We start from the raw sequence: 22,821 nt of genomic DNA, 5'->3' as shown, positions 1-22,821 counted from the left end.
CGCCCGAAACCGGCCCAACGGCCCCCGGTCCGCCAGCGACCGGCCCGAGCCGTTCCGGACGGTCATTTTGGATGCGACATGCCCATGCTCCATGGTGAGATGCGCGGCATGAGCGACTCGTTGCGTGCCCGTATCGAGCAGTACTACGCCGCCGTGCCACTGCTGTTCGCCGACGCCGAAGAGTTCGGCCCGTTGCGGCTGTTCGTGCGCAAGGAACCAGGAGCCCCCTACTACGGCGGTCCGAGCCACGCTCAACCCATCGCGGAGGGCTCCGGGACCGTCACCGCAGCTGACATCGCCCGGGTGCGTGCCCGGCAGCGCGAACTCGGCGTGCCGGAAGCGTTCGAGTGGCTCGCCGAGGCGGCGCCGGCGCTTCGTGCCCGTATCGAGGCCGCGGGCCTGCCGGTGGAAGAACGCCCGCTGATGGTCCTCGACCTGCACCATCCGGTTCCTCCGCAGCCCCTGCCGGACGGCGTCACGCTCCGCGTGCTGACGGCCGACGACCCGGCCCTGCCCAAGGCACTCGCTCTTCCTCGCTTGGCTTTCGCCGAGCGGAGCACCGCTGTGGGTCTGGCGGGCCCTGCGGAACTGTCGGCGGCTGCTGACGAGTTGGCCGCGGACGACACGGTCGAGGTGGTCCGGCTCTCGATCCGCGCCGGGCACAAGGTACTCGTCGCTGCCCTTGCCCCGGACGGCACGCCCCTCGCTGCCGGTCACTACCACCCGGCAGGCGGCACCACTGAGATCGGCGGTGTCGGCACCCTCCCCACCGCTCGCCGCCAGGGCCTGGCCGCAGCCGTCACGGCGGCCCTGGCCGTTCATGCGCGCGGCCACGGGGTGCGGACCGTCTTCCTCGCCTATGCGGAGGAGACCGTCGCCCGCATCTATGCACGATTGGGATTTCGGCCTGCAGACGTCACCCTTCTCATCGCCAACCAACCCGCACGGTCGTAAGATCGCAGGTCAGAAGAACGTCCCGGCGGTAGCGTCCCCGCCACCATGAAGGCGGCACGCTCCCCGCGCTCGCGGGGATGGTCCCTACGAGGCACGCGCCGCCGTCGCCCTCGCCGACTCCTTTTCCCCCCGCCCGCGGGGATGACCCACGTGCGCCATGGCCCACGAACCGGCCGCCGCGTGCGCCCTGCGCCCGCGGGGGAGCCGGTCCCGGGCCGCGGGCGCCGGCCGCCTTTCACAGCGCCTCGCCGGCCGCGGCAGTGAGTGCGTTCCACGCCCAGACCGCCACCGCGCCTGCCACGGACGACGGCTGCCGAGGAACGGCGGTCCCGCTCCGCCGCCAGCCGCAGGCGCCGATCCGGCCGCCTACGAACTGGCGCCCGAACTGCGTTCGTTGGAGGGGTCAGCAGGCCTGGGCCAGCTGCTCGACCCTGTCGTGCAAGTGCTCGACGTGATGTTCGGATTCCGGCTTCATCAGAACGCTGCGCAGGACGCGGGCCCCCTCTGCGTCCCCGGTGATTTTGGGGTGGCGGGCGGTGAACGCCTCGTGGTCGGCCCTGAGGGTGCTGAGGAAGACGGGATCGGGGCCGGTCATGCCGTGGGTCAGGATGCGCGCGGATGCGGCGTCGATGCCGGTGAGGGTGGCGGGGTCGGTGGTGGGGAAGTAGGTGACGATGTCCAGCTGGGGTTGCTGGTAGAGCTCGAGGACGTCGGAAGCCTGGATCAGGTCCGCCCACTTCAGCGCTGCTCGCCGGCCGGCCGCCAGGACCCGGCCGAGGCCGTCGGGGGTGGGCGCGAGGAGCTGGAAGGTGAGCCACAGGGCGGCCGCCGAGGCGCCGGCGCGGGAGCACTCCAGGCTGATCTCGCCGAGGTGGAGCTCGGTGGAGGTGAAGTAGGTGTACGGCGAGTCGTGGAGGTAGAAGCGGCCCACCTCCGGGTCGCGGAAGAGGACGGCTCCGCAGCCGTAGGGCTGCAGGCCGTGCTTGTGCGGGTCGACCACGACCGAGTCCGCCCGCGCGATGGCGCGCCAGGGCTCGGCAGGCAGGCCCTCGGGGCCGTCGGCACCGGCGAGGAGGGCGAAGAAGCCGCCGTAGGCCGCGTCGACGTGGACGCGGACGCCGTGGCGTTCGGCGAGGGGCAGCACGTCGTGGACGGGGTCGACGGCGCCCAGGCCGGTGGTTCCGGTGGTGAGGACGACGGTGCCCACCTGCCCGGTGCCGAGCACCTCCTCCAGCGCGTCGAGGTCCATGCGGCCCTGGCTGTCGGTGCGCACGGGATGACTCGTCATGCCCAGGACCTGGCACATCCGGCCGTGGGTGTAGTGGGCGTCGGCGCTGTGGGCGATGCCGCGGCCGGGGTGGAGTTCGCGGGCGACGAAGAGGGCTTCGAGGTTGGCGATCGTGCCGCTGGTGGTGAGGTGGCCGAGGTGGGTGTCGTAGCCGAACATGGCGGCGAGCTGGGCGACGGCCTCGCGTTCCATCGCGGCGGTGGCGGGGCCGCCGTCCAGGGCGTGGTTGTTGGGGTTGATCAGCATGGCGGTGAGGTAGCCGACCACCGCGGCGGGATGCGGGGGCTTGAGCATCTGGCCCGCGTAGTGCGGGTGGAAGAAGGGGTAGTTGTCGTGCAGCCGTCCGGTGAACTCCGCGAAGACCGACGTGAAGCGGTCGTCGTCCACCTGCAGGGACATGTGGGGCTCATAGGTGCCGAAGGTGTCGGCCCAGCCCTGTACCGCGTGGGCGGCCCGGCCGAGCCAGTGCTGCAGATCCACGGGAGTCTCCCTCTCGCTCGCGAGTGGCCACCCACCATAGAATTTCGCTGACTAGTCAGCAATTGACTGCTCAGCAATTGAGACAGCAGTAGGTGCGGGAGCACTAGAGTCGACGGCGATGAATACCACCCCCCGGCACGACGACGAAGCCGCCGCCCGAGCCGCCAACAGCCCGCTCGTCCGCGACTTCGGGCTGCTGATCAAGTCCGCCACCCGCCTGGAACAGCACATCGACAGCGCGCTGCGAAAGGAGTGCGGGATCAGCCACACCATGCTGGAGGTGCTGATACGGCTGTGCCGCCGACCCGGCGAGGAGGTCTCCCAGCGACAGCTGGCCGACGACCTCACCCTCACCAGCAGTGGCACCACCCGCTTGATCGACCGCATGGAAGAGGCCGGCCTGGTCCGCCGCCTCCCGTCCCCCGCCGACCGCCGGGTGGCCCTCGTCGAACCGACCACCGAGGGACGCACGGCCTTCCTGCACGCCGCCGCCGTCCACGCACGCGTGGTGGAGGAGTACTTCGTCAAACCACTCGCAGCCGACGACTACACGCGCCTCATCAGCGGCCTGAGCGAGATCGACAAGGCACTGCGCGACGACACCCGGTAGGACAACCCCGACGTTCACCAGGGCCACGGCCGTTCCCGGTCACACACTCGGGCGATCCCGGCCGGCGAGCCCGAGCCGGCCAACGACAAGCGCCGCGCTCCGCACCCCTCTCGCCACGATGGCGTGACCCCGAGTTGGCGGTCGTCGTTTCGGCGATCAAGTCGACGGTCAACGGCGGCCTGGGCAAGCTGCGCGAACGCCAGGCGCTGTCCTGCGTGAACGACAGCGGAGCAGCCCCACCGAGTCCGGCGGCTTTCACCGTGGCTTCCCCGCTGTCCCGCGCTCGATCTGGTGCGCTTGTGGTGCAGCAGTGGGCGGAGGGCTCAGTCGCTCTCGCTTGGCGTCGCCGGCTCGCCGCCGGCCCTGTCGTACAGGCTGGCGCGGAGACGTGCCTTGGCCGCTTCGAGCCGAGGACCGTAGTCGGGCATGAAGATCTCGCTCAGCGTGTTGTCCAGGGTCCCCGAGATCGCATAGATCGGTGACCAGACGGCTCGGTCACGCACGATCCTCTCAAGGTCGTCGGACTGGAACATCGCTTGGTAAAGCCAGTCCGACAGCACGAACGCTTGATCGCGCGTGAGTCTGATGGTGATCGCTTCCTCGTCCACGACGTCAACCTAGTGCTTGACCAGGAACGCTCGCCGGGTGGTTGAGCAACGTTGTGGCCGTGGCCGAGGGCTATCGGCCTCCGGCGTTGCAGCGGCGCTACTTTGAGAAATACGCGGCCGGACTGCGAGCCGAGCAGCCTGGATGGACCGATGAGCAGATCCGGTCGGCGGCGAGTCGTTTCGTGTCGCCACCGGCGATCGCGCCGCACAGTGCGGGCGCGGCGGTGGATCTGACGCTCGTGGACGCTGACGGTCGTGAGCTGGATCTGGGTACGCCGATGAATGCGACTCCAGAGGAGAGCGCCGGCGCCTGCTACACCGACGCCCCCGGGATCGGCGCGCAGGCACGCGCCCACAGGGAGATCCTGAGGCGTGTGCTGACAGGCGTGGGCCTGGTGAACTACCCAACGGAGTGGTGGAACTGGTCGTTCGGCGACCGCTACTGGGCGCTGGCCACTGGAGCGGCAAGCGCCTGTTACGGACCGAGCCTGCATGGCGTGCACGAATGACGCTCTCGACTGAGCCGCGGTAGCCCGTCAGGCTGTCGCAGTGAGAGGGAGTCCGCCCCAGCGGATGCCTCCTGTGAGGTCCGGCGGGCCTGTCGCACCGGCTTGTGCGGCAGGCCCGCCGTATGCGTGCGGTTACTTCCCGCCGGCTCGCTCGAGTTCGCGGATGACGGCTTGCTCGTTCCGGCCGAGAACTGCCTTTTCCAGGCTGTTGTCGTCCGAGCGGGAGAAGCGTTCGCCCCGCGCGACATCCTCTTTGCTCAGGACGCGTCCACACCACTCGCCCTGGTCACCTATGTGGTCGTCGAAGGGCACGGCGGCGCCTTCTCCGAGGGCGGCCCAACCGTCGTTGGTCCAGCGGAGGGCGAGGAGGTAGGTGTGACCGGTTTCCAGCCGTGGTGCGTCGGTCGGCGTCCTCTTGATGCGGCTGCCGCTCGTGTACACCTGCCAGCCTGGGGCGGTCATATCGAAGGCCTTGCCCATTGCTCGCGTGGGGCGGCGGCTGGACCAGAGGACATTGTCGGTGCGGAACGTCACCGCGCGATCGACCTGGTAGCGAATCGGTCCCTTCGTGAAAGTGCGCCGGTTGGTGTCCCGTTCTTGTGTGGGAGTGGCCACTACGACGTGGTCGGCGTAGGCGATCCAGTCCTTGGCGGTCTGGGACGGATACGCGTCGCTGCCGCTTCCGCAACCGGCCACTGTGGTGAGGCCGGTTCTGCCGATGAGGGCACCGGCGGCGATCCCCGCGAAGGCCAGGACGCCGCAGACAGGCCTGCTCCTGACGGAGCCGCGTAAGGAAAATTGCATGACTGATACACCCTCCCCGTGTAGCGACACCGATCTTCCGGGCGCTGGATGACGTGCGCGGTGACGGAGTGGTCAAGATCCGTTAGGCGCGGCGATCACCATAGCTGCATGAGACGAACCGGGGCGTCGTCGATCCCGTCAAGCGTGGGGAGTGGTTGCTCCGGCAGGTCCGTGGCGGTCAGCCGTGGCCGGTGACGGTGCTGGACATGTGTGCGTGGGAGTTGAGGGGAAGGGACACACACGAATTGTGCGCGGCCTTGGCGGCGGTTCAGGTGGTCGAAATGATCGCTTGGGTGACAGCGGTGACGGCCGGGGCGGGGTGGCCGCAGAGGCGTGCCACGAGCACACGGCGGATCTCGGGGGGTGCGCCGTCGACGTGCAGCAGGCTCACCCCGGGCGGCAGCACCGGTGAGAGCCGGGAGGGCACTGTCGTCACACCGAAGCCGCTGGCGACCAGCTGGAGCTTCGTCAGCCAGTCGCGCACGGAGTGGATGATGCGCGGCCGTCCGGGCAGGCCGGGCCAGACGCCGAGCAGCGGTTCAGACCTTGATGACGGGGTGGCGATCCATGGGGCGTCGACCAGCTCGTCGACGTGCACCGTGGTGCGTCCGGCGAAGTCTCCGGTCGAGGGCACCGCCACGACGAGTTCGGTGTCCGCGACGGTCTCGACGTGCAGGCGCGGCGAGTCGCCGTCGAAAGGCCGGTGGGGTGGGCGGGACGTCAGTACGGCGAGGTCGAGCGAGCCCGCGCGCAACGCCCGGATCAGGGTGGGCGTGGTGCCCTCGCGGGTGGTGACCGTGATCTCCGGGTCGGTTGCCGCGAGGTGTGCGAGTGCGGCGGGCAGGATCGCGGAGCCCGCGCTCAGGACTACCCCGAGCCGCACCAGTTCGGTCCGCGCGACGGTGCCGGCGAGCTCACGCTCGGCCGCTGCGAGCGAGGCGAGGACCGTGTGGGCGTGCCGCAGCAAGGTCAAGCCGGACGGAGTGAGCCGTACCCCGTCCGGGCGGCGTTCGAACAAGGCGGTGCCCGCGCTGCGTTCGAGTGCGGCGGCCTGGCGTGAGACGGCCGACTGCGTGTAGCCGAGTCGGGCGGCTGCCGCGGTGAAGCTGCCGGATTCAGCGATCTGCCGCAGGACCCGGAGTCCCGCGCTGGAGACGTCCATGCGGTATACGCATACCACAGATGCCGGATCATCGCTTCCCGCATCCCCGCCCAGCTCCTAGTGTCGATCGCACGAGCACCGACGAACACGGAGGTCATCACGTGCGAGCAGCGGTTCTGACGCAGTTCGGCGCCCCGCTTACGGTGCGGGAGGTGCCCGACCCCGAGGCCGGGGGCGGTGAGGTGGTGGTCGAGGTACTCGCCGCCGGCGTGGCGCCCTACGCCGCCGAAGTCTTCAGCGGCAAACGGAACTACCCCCTCGTCCCTCCCGTCGTGCCCGGTGTCGGTGGAGTGGGGCGGATCATCCACGTCGGCCCGGACGCAACCCGGCTGCGCGTCGGCGACCTGGTGTGGTGCGACTCGACGGTGCGCTCGCGGGACGACGCCCTGACGCCCGACGTCACGCTCCAGGGCTGGAGCTCGCGCGGCGAGGGCGGCGCGCGGCTCGCCGAGTACCTGCACGACGGTTCGTTCGCCGAGCTCATGCGGGTCCCGACGGAGAACGTCTTCCCGCTGCCCACCGTGGCAGGGGACGATCCGGCCCGCTGGGCCGCACTCACGGTGCACGCCATCTCCTACGGCGGGCTGCTGGCGGGCGGGCTCGCAGCCGGAGAGACGCTGCTCGTCAGCGGAGCCACCGGCAACCTCGGCAGCAGCGCGGTCGCGGTAGCGCTCGCGATGGGCGCGGGCCGCGTGGTCGCCCCGGGCCGCAACCAGGCCGCGCTCGACCTCCTCGCCGACCGGTTCGGTCCACGGCTGCGCCCGATCCCGCTGACCGGAGACGAGGCCGCCGACCGGGCGGCGATGTCCACGGCGGCCGACGGCCCGATCGACATGGTGATCGACCTGCTCCCGCCGAGCGCACCCAGCTCGGCCTCGCGCGCGGCGGCCATGACCGTGCGCGAGTACGGCCGCGTCGTCCTCATGGGCGGCGTCGGCATGCTCGGCGGCGACGACCTCGCCCTCCCGTACCCATGGATCATGCGCAACTCGATCACCGTGCGCGGGCAGTGGATGTACCCGCGCACAGCCAATGTCGGCATCATCCGGCTCCTCGCCTCGGGCACTTTGGATCTCGCCCCCGAACGAGTCCGGTCGTTCGGCCTTGATGCCGTCAACGACGCCATCGCGTACGCCGCCGCGCACGGTGGCCCGTTCGACCGCACCAGCCTCACCCCATCAGCTGCCTGACACGGCCCACTGGTCCCCACCATCCGCAGGTGATCGCGAGGTGATCCAGGTGCGGCGCGGCCTCCCGCAGCCGGACCCGCAGTTCGCCGATCTGTGTGCGGAGGTCGTTGGCCCGGGCCCGGGCGGCGTCCTCCTGGAGGTCCAGTGCGTCGAGCAGGTGCCGAGGGTTCATGCGGCCACCGCCTGCGGTCCGCGTCAGGGGGGCGTTCGCGCCGGTGAGACGGCGGATCATGACGTGGGACATCGACCAGGAGCCGCGGGAGGCGTACGACGAGGGGCACTGCTCGGAGTCGCGGACCAGACGTCGGTGCAGTATCAAGATCCCGTAGGTCTGCTCGCCCCTTGGCCGGCGGCCTGCGGGCCGTCCTGGCCCACCGACACCCCTCACTGAGCCCCTTGCCCTCCGCGCCGGCCCGCCGCCCGCGGACAGCCTCCACGCGCGCGCCCTTGCAGACGTCGGCGCGGGCGGGACAGAGCAGCCGGCGGTGTGCGCTCTGGGCTGCCTGCTCGCATACGCCGCCAGCCAGGCCACCGAAGACGACGAGGCGATTCCCGCGACGTCGTCCGTCTCGTCGCCGACGTCCTGGCCGGCCGCACCGGCGACGAAGTAGTCGCCGTCGTGATCGGCGCGGAGCTGCCGATCCTTCACCGCCGAGCTACCGCGTTCACCGCCGCCCATCCCGAGCACTACGCCCTCGATCCCCAACGCCCCTCAGCGGCCGCCGCCTGGCTTGACCGCGGCACATCTGATCCGCTGTGGCTCGCCACCCTGGACCGCAGCTGGCTCCTTGCCGTGGTGCGCGAACGTGTACGGCGCGGCCACACGTGTTGCGTTCGCGCTCCGGCTGGATGCCCCCACGACCTGCGCGGCGACCCGTGCCGTGGGCCCATGGCGCGAGTTGATGGCCGGTCCGGACGTCGCCGCGGCAGTCTCCCCCTGCTCACGCCGCCGCCCTTCCCGTGCGGGGACGCCCGTGCTCTGGCGGCGCCGAGGGACAGCACTTCGGCACGCACGCGGCACGGCCACCCGCGAGAACCTGGTGACAACCGGGTGGCCCCGGCGTCAGCCCTTGATCGTCAAGAGGACGTCCAGGGCTTCGTCGCGGCTAGCGACACCTGCGCTGACCAGCAAAAAGCTCTCCCCGTGGGAGGGCTGAGGCTGTGCGCCCCCTGCAGGACTCGAACCTGCGGCCAAGCGCGGTGTCCGGTCTCTGTGCACAGGCCAGGGCTCTCACCGGACAGTCGGACGGGGGACACATGACGCCCCGACAGCCTTGGAACGAAGCTCGTCCATTGCGGTCGTTGGCCCGGCCCGTCCGGAGGATGCGATCGGCGTGGCGGACTACCGGACTGATGTTCCTATCTACGTTGCGCGGTAGGCGGCCCGAACAGGGTCCGACGAATGCACGAGGAGCATGATGTCTCTGCGTACAGTCCGAGTGGCGCGGAAGCGGCGGGTGCTGACCGCGGCCGCTCTGGCAGCGACGACGGCAGCTGCCGGCTTGGTCGGCGCTGCCCCCGCCCAGGCGGCCCCGCCGATCCGGGTGCAGTGCCCGACCGACAACCTGCAGACCGCGATCAACAATGCACCCCCTGGATCGACCCTGATGGTGAGCGGGACCTGCATGGGCAACTTCGGTATCGGCAAGACCTTGACCTTGAGGGGCCAGGGCCCCGGCGCGACGCTCGACGGCAACCACACCGGCACCACGCTGACCATCAACGGATCTGTCGGCGTACAACTGGCGAACCTGACCATCACCAACGGTTCGGGAAACAGCATCGGTGGCGGAATCCTGAACAACGGCGCCGCGCTGACGTTGAGCCGCGTCACCGTGACCGGCAACACCGCAAGCAACGACGGTGGTGGCATCTACAACCTCGCCGGGATGACGACGTTGAGCCAATCGACCGTGGAGAACAACAGCACCGGCGCAACCGGTGGCGGGCTCTTCAACGGCAACGGCAGCACGATGACGGTGGACCACTCCACAGTGCGGCACAACACGGCGTCGGCGCCGGGTGGCCAGGGTGGCGGCATCCTCAACGGCGTCGCCACGTTGCGGGTGTCCAACTCCACGATCGATGGCAACACCGGCACTGTCGGCGGTGGCATCTCCAACTCCGGCGTCCCCGCCACGGCATCACTGATCAACACCACCGTGATCAACAACACCGCCGTCACCGGCGGCGGCATCGCAAACCTCCCTGGCGGCACGGCAAGACTGACCAACTCCACCGTGACTGGCAACACCGCGACGGGCAACAACGGCGGAGGGATCGAGAACATCTCCGGCACGGTGACGCTGACCGGCTCCACCACGGTGACCGGCAACAACCCGGACAACTGCGATCCGCCCGGGTCCGTCCCGGGATGCACCGGCTGACCCCGTCAGCTGCCAGACGTCTGTCGGCGTCGTCACGCAGTCGGACGCTCGACCGCTCGATGCGGAACCGTGCATGCCGTGTGATGTCGTGCTGTGTCGTGGACATAGCCAAGCCGAGAACCGGCTCCTGTCTCCCCCCCCCCCCCGGGCGGGCTCTGCAGTGTTCGGAGCTGTCATGGGCTGCGTCGCCTGGTCACTGACGTGTGGGCGCGCGCGTCCTGCGGCGCCGACCGCCCCGTCGTGGCGAGGTCGCCCGACAGCGTCGTCCAGCCGGGCACGGAGGTCGAGCCGGGCGACCCGACGCACGTGGTCACCGTGGTCCAGCAGGACCGCTGGAACGACGACGGCGCCCGCGACCTGACGACCGGCTGGACGGGGGGGCGGCCGCACCTTACACCGGAGCATGTTGTCGTTCAGCCTGTGCGCCCCCGGCGACGCGGACTGCGAACGGGCCTCCGACCTCTGGGCGAGCACCGGACGGGACGGTACCGGCCACGCCGACGGAGAGGGCGTCGACCTCACGAGGAGCACGGTCAGCGCCCTCCTGGCCGCCACGTCCCGCGACGGCAGCCGCACCCGGAGCAAGGCCCGGTCGCTCGCCGACACCAGCGCGGTGCCCGACACCCAGACCATCGGCCATCCGATCGTCTCGACCGGCGCATCGGCACCCTGCACGACTTCTTCGACCGGATCACGGGAAGGAGCGAGACAGGGCGGACTCAATAGGCGACGCGGTCGGCGGAATGACATCGACGGAGCGGCTGATCGGGCGATTCTCCGGGCACGCACGCTACTCCGGCCGTCTGCCCTGGATACCCATCGCGATGAGTACGACTGGGAGGGGCAGGGCCGACGGCCGCGTCCCGCGCGAAACCGGAGACTTCACCATGTTCAGCAACACAGCTCCAAGGAGAGCGCGTCGGTGGCTGCCTGCGACGGTGGTGGCGTCGCTAGCCGTTGGCCTGCCCGGCGCCGCACCGGCGTCCGCGGCACCAGTCGCACTGGTCCGCTGCCCGGCCCAGAATCTGCAGACCGCGATCAACGCCGCTGCCCCGGGATCGACAGTACTGGTGACGGGGACCTGCACCGGCAACTTCAACGTCATCAAGCATTTGACCTTGATCGGACTCGGCGGCGCAGTCCTCGACGGCAATCACACCGGTACCACCGTCACCGTGGCCTCGGGCGTCCGGGCCCAGCTGACCAATCTGACCATCACCCATGGCAACGGCCCCGGCAACGGTGGTGGCGGCGTACTGAACAGCGGCACATTGACGCTGACCCGCTCCACAGTGAGCGACAACACCACAATGGGTAACGGCGGCGGCATCTACAACAACTTCGGATCCACCGTGACGTTGACCAGCTCTAGCGTGAGCGCCAACACCACGCCCAATGGCTTTGCGGCGGGCATCTACAGCAATGGCACGGCATCGCTGACCAACTCGACAGTGAGCGGTAACACCGCGTTCGAGGGTGCTGGTGGCATCGCGAACATTGGTGCCAACGCCGACGTGTTGGCCGTTCTCGTGCTGACCCGGTCGCAGGTACGCGACAACACCGCAGGTGGGCAAGGCGGCGGCATCCTCAACATCGAAGGCACGGCACGGCTGACCAGTTCCGCGGTGACCGGCAACCGTGCCGGTGCCGGCGGTGGCATCTTCAAGGTCGGGGATGGCTCAGTGGTACTGACCCGGTCGCGGGTCAGCGGCAACACTCCGGACAACTGCGAGCCGCCCGGCAGCGTCCCCGGCTGCACAGGCTGACGACCTCGATCCGCCGCCGCACGCCACCACACACCGCAGCCGGGACCCCCTCCATCCCGAGAGGGCCTCTCACCAGCAAGAATGAGGATTGTCGAGGTCCTTGTTCCTGCCACCGCCGGAGGCACTTCCCAGGTGAAGCACTCTATCGAGGTTAGCGCCGGCTACGTTCGCCCCTCCTGCTGCGGTTCGTGGCCGATATTGTCGTAAAGCATGGGGACTTGGGGAAGCGGCGGCACACGGTCAGAAGCACAGGGCGTACGGCGCCCGCAGCCTTCGCCGAAGCCGGATGTGACGCAGGGCGCGGTCGTCGTCGTGTTCGGCATCATGGGCAGTGAGCTGCGCGATGCTAAGACCGGTGACTTGTTGGAGGCATCGCCATGGAACCGGAAGAGATTGCCCAGCTGCGTACCATGTTCGTCTTCGCCCCCGGATTGTGGCAGCCCTCGTCCAGCACATCGAAGACACCGGCGGCCTCGGCCGAGAATGCCGATGACGCGGCGGTCGGCATGCACGTACCACATCAGAACCGCTCCCCTCGGCCCTGCAGCGCGACTTCCGGTCGTAGTCGCAGTAGCGGCCATTGCCGGCGCTGGGGTGCCCTCTCCGCGTGAGGAAACCGCCATTGATCATCTCTGAGAGCACCCTGACGCCGGAGACCGGCGAGTACGGCTACCTCCTCGCGCTCGGTGAGGACTACGAATGGCCGCCTCAGTGGCCATACGGCTGGCGGTGCGGACCCATCGGCACCGACACGGCTCATATCCTCACCGACACCGATACCGGCACCATCACCATCACCGTCCAGACCCGTGACGAGCCGCCCCCACCCGAGACCGACCCAGCGTGGGGGCCCGCAGAAGAGATGAGCCTGCACGCCACCCAGGACACCCCCGTCATCTACATCCTCGGCAGCGGTGACTTCGACGAAGCCGAGCCCGAAGACGGCCCGCTCCAACTGCCCACCTGCCAGGTGTCAGCATGGATCCGCATGCGCTTGTACTGCCACACCCCGGCCCCTGAGTTGTCCGGCACCGGCGGACGCGGCGAGCGCCACCTGATCCAGCTCTGGACCGCCCCGGAGCAACCGCCGGTGCACCCGGAGCTGACCGAATCCGATCTCACGCGCCGCCACGCCTACAAGGAGGACTTCGACCAGGGCGCCGCCGCCTGGCGCCAGTAGTGCATCGACCGGAACGTGAACGGATAGGGCCCGGGCCTTAACCGTGGGAGATGCTGCATCGGGCGTTGAGTTGCTTGATGCACGGGGCCTATTGTCCAAACGGTCCTCAGAAGCCATTTCAGCTGGTGTGGTCTTGCGGCGGTCTGGTGACCTGCGATCGCGGGCGTCCGGCGTTGCTGTCCGATACCTGCTGAGGCAGCAACGGCAGCCGGTGGAACGCGGAACGCAGGCGAGGCCGGACTGTGCTCCGTGTGGGAACCGCTCCTGCGCCAGTCACTCGACTTCTGACAGCGCGGCCTGCTGTCATCGCTGCGGGCACGGCAGCAGTGACAGCGGCATGCGCTGCGGCTGCTACTTCAGGCCGAGCTTGGCTTCCGCGGTGACGGAGACCAGGTGGCCGTACTCGGCGTCGTGCAGACTGTGCCTGTGGGCCCGCCGCAGCGACCACGCGCTGATACCTGGTAATGGTTCCCCGTTCTGCGAGCCGTGGCCACCGGATGAGACGGTCACTGTCACCTGAAGACTTGAGACAGCGTCAGGTCAAGGCACCAGTCCGACTGCCCCACCAGCAACTGCCCCTTCTGCCTCAACGGGCGGCTTCAAACACCAACTCCTCAGCCTGGTCGCAGACGTCATCGGCCTCACCGATGCCTACAACTGCATCTGTCGGCAACCAACTGCCCCCTTCCGCCCTCTTCCTGGTCGACAGACGGATGCGGTCGAAGCGGCCCAGCCATCTCCGACCAGGGGGGAATCGTTGTTCCGCAATGCAGTTCGGGCCGTGGGCGTCGCCGGTCTTGCCGTGGTGCCCGTACTGGGAGGGGCGGCGGGGGTGTCGGCCGCCGAGGGCGCGAGCCCGTCTCCGGCCGTCCGCTTGGAGTACCACGGTGCTCAGAACCTCGCCCTGGAGGCTGGTGACGACCTCTGGTTCAGCCTCGAGGGAATGTCACCGGGATGGGACAAGGTCAAGGTCACCTCCCCAGCACTGCAGGAGCCGATCACTCTGACTCCTCTGAAGAAGGGGTCGACGCAGTCGGTGCAGGTGGACGCGGAGGGCTCAGAGCACCGCATCCGTTCGGGTCTGCGCCCGGGCACCTATCCGGTCACCGCGACCAGCCATGGCCGTATCGTCGCGAAGGCCACGCTCAAGGTCGCGGCCGAGAACTCGGCGCAGATCGACCGGTTCGTCATCGGTCCCCGGGACGCGGTCCCCGGCAGCGGCACGCCGGCCTCCCTCCGACCAGGCGGTGACGTTCGGGTAGTCCTCACTGACCTGCGGGCCGCACCGGGGGAGAACTCCCTGACCGTCACGTCGCGCATCTTCCAGGGACCAGTGACCATCAAGACCAACAGCCCGGACGACCCCGGCTGCAAATGCGATGACTCCGGCACGGTCTACGCGGGGCACACACGACTACGAGGTGACGTACCCAACGGCCGCTACACCGTGACCGTGGTCAGCCACCATGGGCAGCAGACCACGACACAACATGTCACGATCGCGGGCCGGCCCGTCGATGACGGCAGCCCTTCCTGGGCGGTCACCGGTGGCATCGCGGCCGCGGTACTGGCCCTCGCCTTCGGCGGAGCGCTCACGGTGCGGCGCCGACGCTCACGCAGGGCCGAGCCCTCCGCGTAAAGGCAAACCGGCAGCCGCTGACCGTCCCTGCCCTACCTCTTTCTTCGCTCCCTCCGGCCGATGCCGGCCCGGAGGCAGTTGTCCCATGACTCAGAAGGCATTCCTTGCATACCTCACACAGACGAATATCGCGCCTTGCGGTCCTTGCGGCCGGAACTGCTCTCTTCCTGACGGGAGGGGGAAGCCTTGCCCAGGCACAGGCCAAGGTTCAGCAGGTCACACCAGCGCCCCATCTGTCTCCGACCGTGGTGCCGTCCGCTGGAACGTCAGCCGGACCGGCCGTCGAGCCCACGCCCCAGGCCTCTGCCAGCCCCTCGACCCCGAATGGAACGGGGGAGCCCTCGGCCTCGCCGTCGGCGAGCGCGGGCGGCTCCACGGCGACGGAGGGCGGCGACGGCGACTGGTCGGACGCGGACGCCATCCGCTTCTGGACGCCTGAACGCATGGCCTCGGCCACCGACCCGGCACTACCCGCGCAGCAGTCGGAGCCAAGCGCCAGGGGCCTGGTGCGGCGGGCGGCCCCGGCCGGTCCCTCGGTGGCGGCCGACATGCCGACGGCGGAGCACTTCCTCGGCCTGAAGTCCGTCGGGACGATCTTCACCTACGACACGGATCCGACCACCCAACGGATGCACGCGCACAAGTGCTCCGCCAGCGTGGTGGAGAGCCCCGGCCACAATCTGATCCTGACCGCCGGGCACTGCGACGGCGGCAAGGCCGTCTTCGTCCCCATGTACGCCGCCGAGTACACGCTGGACAAGCAGACGTTCGGATTCTACCGGGTCTCCACTTGGTTCACCGACAACCGGTACGTGCACGAAAGCAAGAAGCCCATTTCTGACCTGGACTTCTCCTTCGGCCGGCTCGAGCCCTCCAAGAGCGGCCAGCAGGCGCAGGACGTGGTGGGCGCGAACACGCTGGCGCGCACACCGGGTTACCTGAACAAGGTCACGATGGTGGGCTACCCCTCCAGTCACGACCCCGAGGACCATCCCGTGCGCTGCCCCACGCAGACGGAGGCGCTGCCCGGCTTCTACCAGATCCAGGCCAAGTGCCATGGCATGTGGGGCGGTACCTCCGGCGGACCCTGGTTCTCCCACGTGGACTGGACCAAGGGCACCGGTGAGATCATCGGCAACGTCGGCGGATACAACGGCGGCGGCAACGACGCGAACGTGGACTGGCTCACGTACAGTCCCATGCACGGCGACTGGTTCTTCCGCCTGTACGACGAGGCGAAGAAGAACCAGCACGTCTCGCACGGCAACTCCTACGACCAGCCGCCGCTGCCGTACTCCATGGGCGGTGGTGAGACCTGGTCCCACGCCAAGCTGTTGGCCTCGGGCGAGTACACCGGTGACGGCAAGGGCGACCTGATCGTGGTCTGGACCGACGGTGAGGTCACCCTGTACACCGGCGACGGCAACGGTGGCTTCACCGGCGAGCGCCGGCTGGCCGCGCGCCACAGCATCTTCGAGAACGTCAAGTCCCTCACCGGTGGGGACTTCGCCGGCGGCAACGGTTCGGACCTGCTGGTGGTGTTCGAGTCCGGCGAGGTCAGGCTCCTCTCCGACGTCGGCACCAAGGGCGTGGACGGCGGGACCAAATTGGCCGACGCCGGTTCGATCTGGAGCCACGCCGACCAGATCGTCGGGGGCAGCTTCGGAACCGCGAAGTACGTCAGCGACCTGCTGGTGCGCTGGAGTGACGGCGAGGTCACCGACTACACCGCCGTCGGCGACAAGGGCTTCGGCACCGAACACCAGCTGGAGAAGCCCAAGAGCGCCTGGAAGGACGCCACCCTGGTGACCGCGGGCGACTTCACCGGCGGCAGCAACTGGGACACCCTGGTGCGCTGGTCCGACGGACGCGTCTCCCAGTTCCAGGAGACCGGCCCCGGCGGCACCGGCAACGAGATCCACATGGCTTCGGCCGGCAGCATCTGGTCCCACGACTCGGTGATGACCGCGGGCAGTTACGACTCCAACGGCTGGCCGGACGACCTGGTCGTCCGCTGGTCCGACGGCGAGACCACCATGTACACCCACACCGGTGCCGCCTTCGGCACCGAGCACATGCTCGTCGCCCCGAAGTAGCCGACCCACAGCCGAGGCGGATCCGTGTGACCCGAGCCACCGGGCGCCGGATCCGCCCGCCGGACCCCCCACAGCGCTCTCCAGCCCACGGGAGACCCTGGTACTCCAGCTGTAGATCTTGATTGGCCTGTGAACGGAGGGCATCTCGATTCGGTAGGGCGGTCTCTGCTGTCAGGTGGACCCGGTCCGGTTGAACAGGCACTATGCCCCGTTGAGCATCGCCATCAAGTTCTTCGTGGCGCCGGACCACGAAGCCGCCGCTGCTGTAGCGGAGGGTGGTCCCGACGGGGTCTTCGAGTTACTGACGTCCGGCAGCTTCGATGTCGAGGAGGCCCTGATCGAGTGGGAGAGCACCTTCGCCGGTGGCGGCGCTTCGGCATCAGTCGAGGAGGGTTTCGCCGATACCGGAGCCGGAGGAGACGCCGTATTCCTTGGAGCCGAAGACAGTGACGCTGCCGGTGCTCACGCCGCTGCTGGCGCCCCGCAGTTGCCAGACGGCGCCGTTGCCGTGGTCTTCGTAGGGAGCGGAGACGGCAAGGTCCGCTTTGCCGTCGCGGTTGAAGTCGGCGAGGCGGACCTGGGAGCCGAAGACGTCGTTGTTCTCGGCGCTGCCGGGGACGCCGTGGGTGTTCTGTGAATAGCTTGCGGCGCCGGTGGTGGTGAGCCCGCTGGAGCTTCCGCGCAGCACGAGCACGTCGCCTCCCCTGAAGGCCCGGTCGAGGGTTTCGTAGGGGATGCCGATGGCGAGGTCGGCGCGGTGGTCGCCGTTGATGTCGGCGATGGACATCGCCGCGCCGAACTCGTCCTCCTTTTCGTTGGTGCCGGGGACGCCGGCGGTGTCCTGGTGGTAGACGTGGCCCGTGGGGGCGAGGCCGCCGTTGATGTCGGGATCGCCGTAGCGGACCGTGATGTAGCCGGCGCCGTGGCTGGGATCCGGCAGCCCATTGGGGTTGAGGCGGGGGTTGGACAGGGCTATGGCGAGATCGGCGCGGCCGTCGCCGTTGAGGTCTCCGGCCGCCACGCCGTCTCCGCCGGAGAGCCGGGCCTGGGCGGTGAAGGAGTCGGCGTCGGTCGTGCCGGGGTCCTGGCCGTAGACAATGGTGGTCTTCTGCTGGACGACCGCCAGTTCGTCTTTGCCGTCGCCGGTGAAGTCACCGGCTGCAAGGCGCCCGCTGCTGGTGGAATCGGGGCCGGTCACGTCATGGCCGGCTGGGGCTTTGGTGCGGGTGAACGAGCCGGAATACAGCCGCAGGGATGTCTGCTCGCTGACGGCTATGTCGAGGGCGGAGTCGCCGGTGAAGTCGCCTACGGCGATGTCGGCGCCGAACATGCGGGAGGGGTACGACGGTCCCGAGGGCAACGCGAGGGCACTGCGGAACGGTGAGGCGCCGCCCCACAGAACGGTCACCGATCCGTTCCCCGACGCATCTCCTTCGCTGCCGACCAGCAGGTCGGCGTACCCGTCGCGGTTGATGTCGCCGCTGGCGAGGCTGCTGCCGAAGAAGTCCTGGTACCCGGGCGTGCCGGGGACGTTGGTGGAGTTCTGTGTGATGTAGACGTGCTTGCCGGTCAGGCCGTGGGCGGAGCCGAACGTGAGGAGAACCGCCCCGGCGCCCACCTTCCCGCTGATCGTCTTTCCGGGCATGCCGATGGCCAGGTCGCGGTAACCGTCACCGTTGAAGTCGTCGGCCAACTTGGACCCGGCGGCGACGGCCTGGCCGGTGGAGACGGCCATCAGGCTGCCGGTCAGACAAGCCGCCAAGGCCGCTGCCACAGCAAGGCGAACGGAGTGACGCACGAAAACCCCCCTGCTTCATCGCAGATGCCGACGGCGTCCGCGAACCGAAATGACGTCCCGCAACCCTATGACCATCGGACTACCCGCTTGATCACGCGATGCGTAGCGAAGAACAGACTCCCCACCGGCACCGATGGTTGTGCCCACGGCCCGGTTTCGGCGTAGCGGTTCTGCAGCTTCGCCGCGCCGCGCCCGACCTGACGGATTCCACCGACATCACCCGTGCTCATGGCTCGCCGGGCTGTGAGGGCCGTATTCGACCACGCCTGGCCGGCGGCGCTCCCGACTTGCTGTAGGTGTGGGGTCGACGTTGCTGGTGGGGTCGGGGACGGCGACGGCTGATTCGGCGGAGAGGCAGGTGACGGTGGGTGTGCTGAAGTCGACCTGGTCGGTGATCCAGGTGTTAGGCCGTCTCGCCCAAAGCACCGCCGGATCTTTCCGTAGCCGTTCATCCAGGACTGGGTGCCTTCGACCACGCAGCGCTTGTCGACTTGGATCGGTGCGGGCACGCCTCTACGGGCGATCTCGCCGGTAAGGCCCTGCGCAGCCAACACCTGGCGACTGGGCTTGCCGTCGTAGGCATGGGCCTTCCAGCACGGGCACGATGGCAGGAACAGCGGCAGCCGGGGCTGTGCCTGCGCGGCACGGGGCATCAAGCGGCTCCTCGACCGGTCGGACACCGCTTACGGCATGCTGCAGCTCCCACGTGGACGGATCCGGTCAGTGCAGCAAGTGGGTGGCCATGTGTTCCCTTTGGTGGATGGGGGCGATGCCCGGTGTCGGAGTCAGGAGGTGGAGGCTGACGTGGTCGGCTCCGGCGTCAAAGTGCTCTTGGACGCGGTGGGCGATGTCGTCGGCACTGCCGTGGGCCACCAGTGCGTCGACCAGCCGGTCGTCGAGCGCATCCGGGGACTCGTATCCAAGTTCTCGTAGCAGTTCGCGACGGTTCGGCAGGGCGGCCGCGGCCTGATGCGGGCCAGGTCGGCGGTTTTCGCATAGTCGGGCCCGAGCAAGCACCTCTGGGTGACAGCCACCAGGGCATCGTTTCCCAGGACGGTCCTGGCGGTGCGGGTGTACTCGATGGGCATGCCCAGCACCGTTGCGCCCCGAACGCGTTCGGCGGCAAGGGTGAGCATGTCGGAACGCAGGGACGCGAGTACGCGATGCGGTGATGCGGCCGCCCCGGGTGGCCCGAACGCAGCGGTGTCCAGTGCGTCGAGGTAGGAGCGCATGGTGTCCAGGGGCGGACCGAAGCGGTGGCCGCGGATGTCCTCGGCGAGGCTGGGGTGGCTGTCCCACAGGCCGAGCACAGGTACATCCCGCCATGGAACACCGGTACGCACCCGGAACCGTCTGCCGTCGATCATCTGCCGCCGAGACCAGACGGGTGGCCGCCTCGCCCTGGCACCCTTCGGCAACAGCGGCTCCAGCGCCACCCACTGCTCGTCCGTGACATCTCCCCGCCCCATGAACCTTGATCATTCACAGTCCGAGATCCGCTTTCGATGTCGACGCGGCTGATGGGCGGGTGTCCGCCCAGTGCGGTGTGGCACCGGTGGCCCGATTGCACGGACCCGTCCGGACCGCGTGACCGGTTGCCCAGGGCGGGCCTAACGCTGGAGAAGCTCATGGGGGCGGATGGCGTGGGTTGCTGACTACGGCACCACCGTGCCTTGGGTGTACGCCTCGGCCGTGGAGACCGGGCGCGCGTCGCGCCCTCCCCAGTGCATTGCAGGAATCAGCGTTCCCCACTCCTGCTGCTAGTTTCATGTGGTGATCTCTCTGGGGGAGCCGGCGTTCTTCACCCGCTTGCGTGACGCGCGGCGGGTTCTCATAGCCGGTGCGGGCGGTGGCTTCGACGTGTACGCCGGACTGCCGCTCGCACTGGCGCTGCGGTCGGCGGGCAAGGAGGTGCACCTCGCCAACCTGTCCTTCGCCGACCTGTACGGCCTGAACCTCGATGTGTGGGTGGATCAGGATGTCGCGGCCGTCGGACCCGACACCCCCGTGCGCGGCGACTACTTCCCGGAACGGACGCTCGCTCAGTGGCTCGTGACGCAGGATCTGCCACCGACCGTTTACGCGTTCCCGAGCATCGGCGTAGGTCCGCTGCGGGCGGCATACCGGGCGCTGATCACGCATCTCGGCGGTGTCGACGCGGTCGTGCTGGTGGACGGCGGGACCGACATCCTGATGCGCGGTGACGAGCACGGTCTCGGCACCCCGGAGGAGGACATGGCGAGCCTGGCCGCCGTGAGCAGGCTCGACGAGGTCCCCCACCGCCTGGTTGCCTGCCTCGGCTTCGGGGTGGACGCCTATCACGGTGTGAGTCACTCGCTCGTGCTGGAAAACCTGGCCGCCCTGGACCGGGACGGCTCCTATCTCGGCGCGTTCTCGCTGCTCGGGTCAGGGCGGGAAGGCGCGCTGTATCTCGACGCGGTGGCGCATGCCCAGCGCCACACCGCGAGCCACCCCAGCATCGTGAACGGATCGGTCGCCGCCGCCGTGCGCGGTGACTTCGGCGACGTCCGGTTCACAGAAAGGACCAAGGGCACCGAGTTGTTCGTCAACCCGGTGATGGCGCTGTATTTCTGCGTGGACCTGCCCGGACTGGCCCGCCGCAACCTGTACCTCGACCTGCTGGAGGGGACATCGCTGATGCGGCAGGTGAGTTCCGTGATCGAGGAGTTCCGGACCACGCTGCCCCGTCAGCGTCCATCTCGGGCATTCCCGCACTGAGCCTTCCTCCGCTACGCGCGAGCGGGGTCCGCATCCGTGCTGACAGGTGTCCGCACGCGTGCCCGCTCCCACGTCCAGCGTGGTTACGGTCCTGGCGTCAACCACCACTGCCTGGCACCCCGGTCACCTGGCAGATCGAACTTCAGTGAGATCGGTCAAGGTTCTGTGGGACAGGACAACAGCCTGGTGCAGACGCAAGCCGACGCGCTTGCGGCAGCGACCATGAGCGTCATGTCTTTCTCATGGAGGCGATCAGATCATCGACTCGGCGATGAATGACAGGCTCTTACTGATCATTTCAGCGTGAGGTTCGGAGTCGTCTCAAGCCGAGCATGCTGCAAGCGAGTTGGAGCAGTCCGAGGTGGAGGTCGGCTCGTATCTCGTAGCGGATCCGCGAGCGCCTCGCGATCCTGACCGCCGTGGCGGTCGTGAGCTACCCCCGCGGGCGCGGGGACGACGCCAAGCCGGCCCCGTTTCGTGCTCCCGGCGGCAGCTCCACAGGGCTGGGCCCGGAGCAGGTCGGACCGGCTCCGGGCACGGACCGCTCACTCCAGGTGCATGCCCAGGATGTGGGCGAAGGACCGCCACTTCATGGTGGCGAACTCCTTGTTGATCCCGTCCGGGATGGTGGGGTGGGTGACGGTCGCGTACACCTTCAGGTGCAGGAATCCCTGCCTGTCGTCATAGAAGCGGAACCGGACCATGGAGTCCTTACCGTCGAAGTGCCCCTGCTGCGCGAGGAAGAACCAGGTGTAGGGATAGCTGTTGCTCTTGTGGTAGCGGACCGGGGCGTTCTTGCACCCGAGGTGGCCGATACCGCACGCCTTGAGCTTGATGTACTGGTTCACCGTAGGGAACTTCTTCGGTGCGCCGTCCACCGGGAAGCTACAGTTGAAGCAACGGTGCAGCTCGTCCCACGCCTTCTGGGGCTTGACCCTCAGCTTCCGCACGTCGGTCGCGCCCACCCGCTCGCCGACGAAGAAGTCGACGTCGTACAGGACACGGTCGGTGGACCGCGGCGAAGCCTGCGCCCGCGGGGCCACCTGCCGGGCGGCCACGGCGGGATGGCCGGCCGCGGGGGCCGCCAGCGCGGGTGTCGTCAGGAATGTGGTCGCCAACAGCGCGGCAGACCCTGCGGCTGCCAGAATCTTCTTCAAGTCTTTCTCCCCGTCTGGGTGCGGGCCGACGAAGTCCCGCACCTGATCATGAAGCTCAAGAAGTATCGCCGCAGACCCGACTGATCGTCAATTTTGCGAAAAGCAGGGGAAGATGGTGCTTTCGGTGCGCCGGACGGACGGTCACACGGCGATCGCGCCGGCCGACGCCCGCTGATGCGAACCCGGACTGCCCCGGCGCCGGGAAGGCACCGGGGCAGCTCTCCGTTCCCGCGCAGGTTGTTCTGATGCGCCGCCCTCGCCCGCCCGCGCGTCGCTGTGCATTGAGCTTCTTCAGCGTGGCCGCTCCAGGGCGAGGATCGCTTTGGCGCAGCTCGGCGAGCACGCGCCGCCCGGCTGCGTTGAGCACGATCTCCGCGTCGGCCCGTACGCCGCCGCCGTCCGGCCGGGCCGGGGAGTTGCGGCACGTCCACAGGCGCAACACCTGCCCGGCCCG

Annotated in this window: 17 protein-coding genes and 5 pseudogenes; 10 read left to right on the top strand and 12 right to left on the bottom strand. The window is 68.8% G+C overall.

The window, feature by feature from the left end:
* Nucleotides 1-108: 108 nt before the first annotated feature.
* Complete coding sequence (locus AB0N17_RS33740; protein WP_366015425.1) at nt 109-954, top strand: GNAT family N-acetyltransferase; 846 nt, start codon at nt 109-111, stop codon at nt 952-954.
* A 403-nt stretch (nt 955-1,357) separates the two neighbouring features.
* Here AB0N17_RS33740 and AB0N17_RS33735 read toward each other — a convergent pair whose 3' ends face one another.
* Nucleotides 1,358-2,722: an aminotransferase class I/II-fold pyridoxal phosphate-dependent enzyme gene (locus tag AB0N17_RS33735; RefSeq protein ID WP_366015403.1), complete on the bottom strand. Its 1,365-nt coding sequence runs from the start codon at nt 2,720-2,722 to the stop codon at nt 1,358-1,360.
* 118 nt (nt 2,723-2,840) lie between these two features.
* Between AB0N17_RS33735 and AB0N17_RS33730 the strand changes: the two genes are divergently transcribed.
* Nucleotides 2,841-3,332 carry a MarR family transcriptional regulator gene (locus AB0N17_RS33730; RefSeq protein ID WP_366015402.1) on the top strand — a complete coding sequence of 164 codons (492 nt, stop codon included), beginning with the start codon at nt 2,841-2,843 and terminating at the stop codon, nt 3,330-3,332.
* A gap of 323 nt (nt 3,333-3,655) precedes the next feature.
* Here AB0N17_RS33730 and AB0N17_RS33725 read toward each other — a convergent pair whose 3' ends face one another.
* Entirely contained in the window at nt 3,656-3,940 is a 285-nt protein-coding gene (locus tag AB0N17_RS33725) for a hypothetical protein (RefSeq protein WP_366015401.1), read from the bottom strand.
* 65 nt (nt 3,941-4,005) lie between these two features.
* Here AB0N17_RS33725 and AB0N17_RS33720 point away from each other — a divergent pair.
* A pseudogene (locus tag AB0N17_RS33720) lies at nt 4,006-4,449 on the top strand (M15 family metallopeptidase); the annotation flags it as partial.
* 132 nt (nt 4,450-4,581) lie between these two features.
* Here the strand turns inward: AB0N17_RS33720 and AB0N17_RS33715 are convergent.
* Together AB0N17_RS33715 and AB0N17_RS33710 are read right to left on the bottom strand one after the other, a co-directional pair.
* Nucleotides 4,582-5,283 (bottom strand): hypothetical protein, encoded by a 702-nt coding sequence (locus AB0N17_RS33715; RefSeq protein WP_366015400.1) that lies wholly within the window; start codon nt 5,281-5,283, stop codon nt 4,582-4,584.
* Nucleotides 5,284-5,521: 238 nt separating this feature from the next.
* Nucleotides 5,522-6,415 carry a LysR family transcriptional regulator gene (locus AB0N17_RS33710; protein WP_366015399.1) on the bottom strand — a complete coding sequence of 298 codons (894 nt, stop codon included), beginning with the start codon at nt 6,413-6,415 and terminating at the stop codon, nt 5,522-5,524.
* Between the two features lie 101 nt (nt 6,416-6,516).
* Here AB0N17_RS33710 and AB0N17_RS33705 point away from each other — a divergent pair, with 101 nt between their 5' ends.
* Nucleotides 6,517-7,605: a zinc-binding alcohol dehydrogenase family protein gene (locus AB0N17_RS33705; RefSeq protein ID WP_366015398.1), complete on the top strand. Its 1,089-nt coding sequence runs from the start codon at nt 6,517-6,519 to the stop codon at nt 7,603-7,605.
* A gap of 199 nt (nt 7,606-7,804) precedes the next feature.
* Here AB0N17_RS33705 and AB0N17_RS33700 read toward each other — a convergent pair.
* Nucleotides 7,805-7,957: pseudogene (locus AB0N17_RS33700) on the bottom strand (IS5/IS1182 family transposase); the annotation flags it as partial.
* Nucleotides 7,958-9,044: 1,087 nt separating this feature from the next.
* Here AB0N17_RS33700 and AB0N17_RS33695 point away from each other — a divergent pair.
* From AB0N17_RS33695 to AB0N17_RS33685, 3 genes are all read left to right on the top strand, one after another.
* A complete protein-coding gene (locus AB0N17_RS33695; protein ID WP_366015397.1) occupies nt 9,045-9,992 on the top strand; it encodes a hypothetical protein in 948 nt (315 codons plus the stop codon).
* Between the two features lie 887 nt (nt 9,993-10,879).
* Entirely contained in the window at nt 10,880-11,758 is an 879-nt protein-coding gene (locus AB0N17_RS33690) for a right-handed parallel beta-helix repeat-containing protein (RefSeq protein WP_366015396.1), read from the top strand.
* Between the two features lie 622 nt (nt 11,759-12,380).
* Nucleotides 12,381-12,938 (top strand): hypothetical protein, encoded by a 558-nt coding sequence (locus AB0N17_RS33685; RefSeq protein ID WP_366015395.1) that lies wholly within the window; start codon nt 12,381-12,383, stop codon nt 12,936-12,938.
* Between the two features lie 351 nt (nt 12,939-13,289).
* On the opposite strand, the gene AB0N17_RS33680 is transcribed toward AB0N17_RS33685, so the two are convergent.
* Nucleotides 13,290-13,448, bottom strand: a complete 159-nt coding sequence (locus AB0N17_RS33680; RefSeq protein ID WP_366015394.1) for a hypothetical protein — start codon at nt 13,446-13,448, stop codon at nt 13,290-13,292.
* Between the two features lie 271 nt (nt 13,449-13,719).
* On the opposite strand from AB0N17_RS33680, the gene AB0N17_RS33675 reads away from it, so the two are divergent.
* Complete coding sequence (locus AB0N17_RS33675; RefSeq protein ID WP_366015393.1) at nt 13,720-14,577, top strand: hypothetical protein; 858 nt, start codon at nt 13,720-13,722, stop codon at nt 14,575-14,577.
* 443 nt (nt 14,578-15,020) lie between these two features.
* Nucleotides 15,021-16,673, top strand: coding sequence for a hypothetical protein (locus AB0N17_RS33670; protein ID WP_366015392.1), 1,653 nt, complete (start codon nt 15,021-15,023; stop codon nt 16,671-16,673).
* Between the two features lie 379 nt (nt 16,674-17,052).
* On the opposite strand, the gene AB0N17_RS33665 is transcribed toward AB0N17_RS33670, so the two are convergent.
* The 4 genes and pseudogenes from AB0N17_RS33665 to AB0N17_RS33650 form a co-directional block, all read right to left on the bottom strand.
* Entirely contained in the window at nt 17,053-18,408 is a 1,356-nt protein-coding gene (locus tag AB0N17_RS33665) for an FG-GAP-like repeat-containing protein (RefSeq protein ID WP_366015391.1), read from the bottom strand.
* Nucleotides 18,409-18,893: 485 nt separating this feature from the next.
* A pseudogene (locus AB0N17_RS33660) lies at nt 18,894-19,010 on the bottom strand (IS5/IS1182 family transposase); the annotation flags it as partial.
* Nucleotides 19,011-19,256: 246 nt separating this feature from the next.
* Nucleotides 19,257-19,781: a hypothetical protein gene (locus AB0N17_RS33655; protein WP_366015427.1), complete on the bottom strand. Its 525-nt coding sequence runs from the start codon at nt 19,779-19,781 to the stop codon at nt 19,257-19,259.
* Nucleotides 19,782-19,790: 9 nt separating this feature from the next.
* Nucleotides 19,791-19,940: pseudogene (locus tag AB0N17_RS33650) on the bottom strand (transposase); the annotation flags it as partial.
* 304 nt (nt 19,941-20,244) lie between these two features.
* Between AB0N17_RS33650 and AB0N17_RS33645 the strand changes: the two are divergent.
* A complete protein-coding gene (locus AB0N17_RS33645; protein ID WP_366015390.1) occupies nt 20,245-21,210 on the top strand; it encodes a DUF1152 domain-containing protein in 966 nt (321 codons plus the stop codon).
* Between the two features lie 298 nt (nt 21,211-21,508).
* Here AB0N17_RS33645 and AB0N17_RS33640 read toward each other — a convergent pair.
* Nucleotides 21,509-21,613 (bottom strand): annotated as a pseudogene (locus AB0N17_RS33640) (IS5/IS1182 family transposase); the annotation flags it as partial.
* A gap of 142 nt (nt 21,614-21,755) precedes the next feature.
* Nucleotides 21,756-22,367, bottom strand: coding sequence for a hypothetical protein (locus tag AB0N17_RS33635; protein ID WP_366015389.1), 612 nt, complete (start codon nt 22,365-22,367; stop codon nt 21,756-21,758).
* Nucleotides 22,368-22,821 lie beyond the last annotated feature (454 nt).

The organism is Streptomyces sp. NPDC051133 (assembly GCF_040682635.1).
In the GTDB taxonomy this organism is placed as follows: Bacteria; Actinomycetota; Actinomycetes; order Streptomycetales; family Streptomycetaceae; genus Streptomyces.
This window is presented reverse-complemented; position numbering and strand designations above follow the sequence as displayed.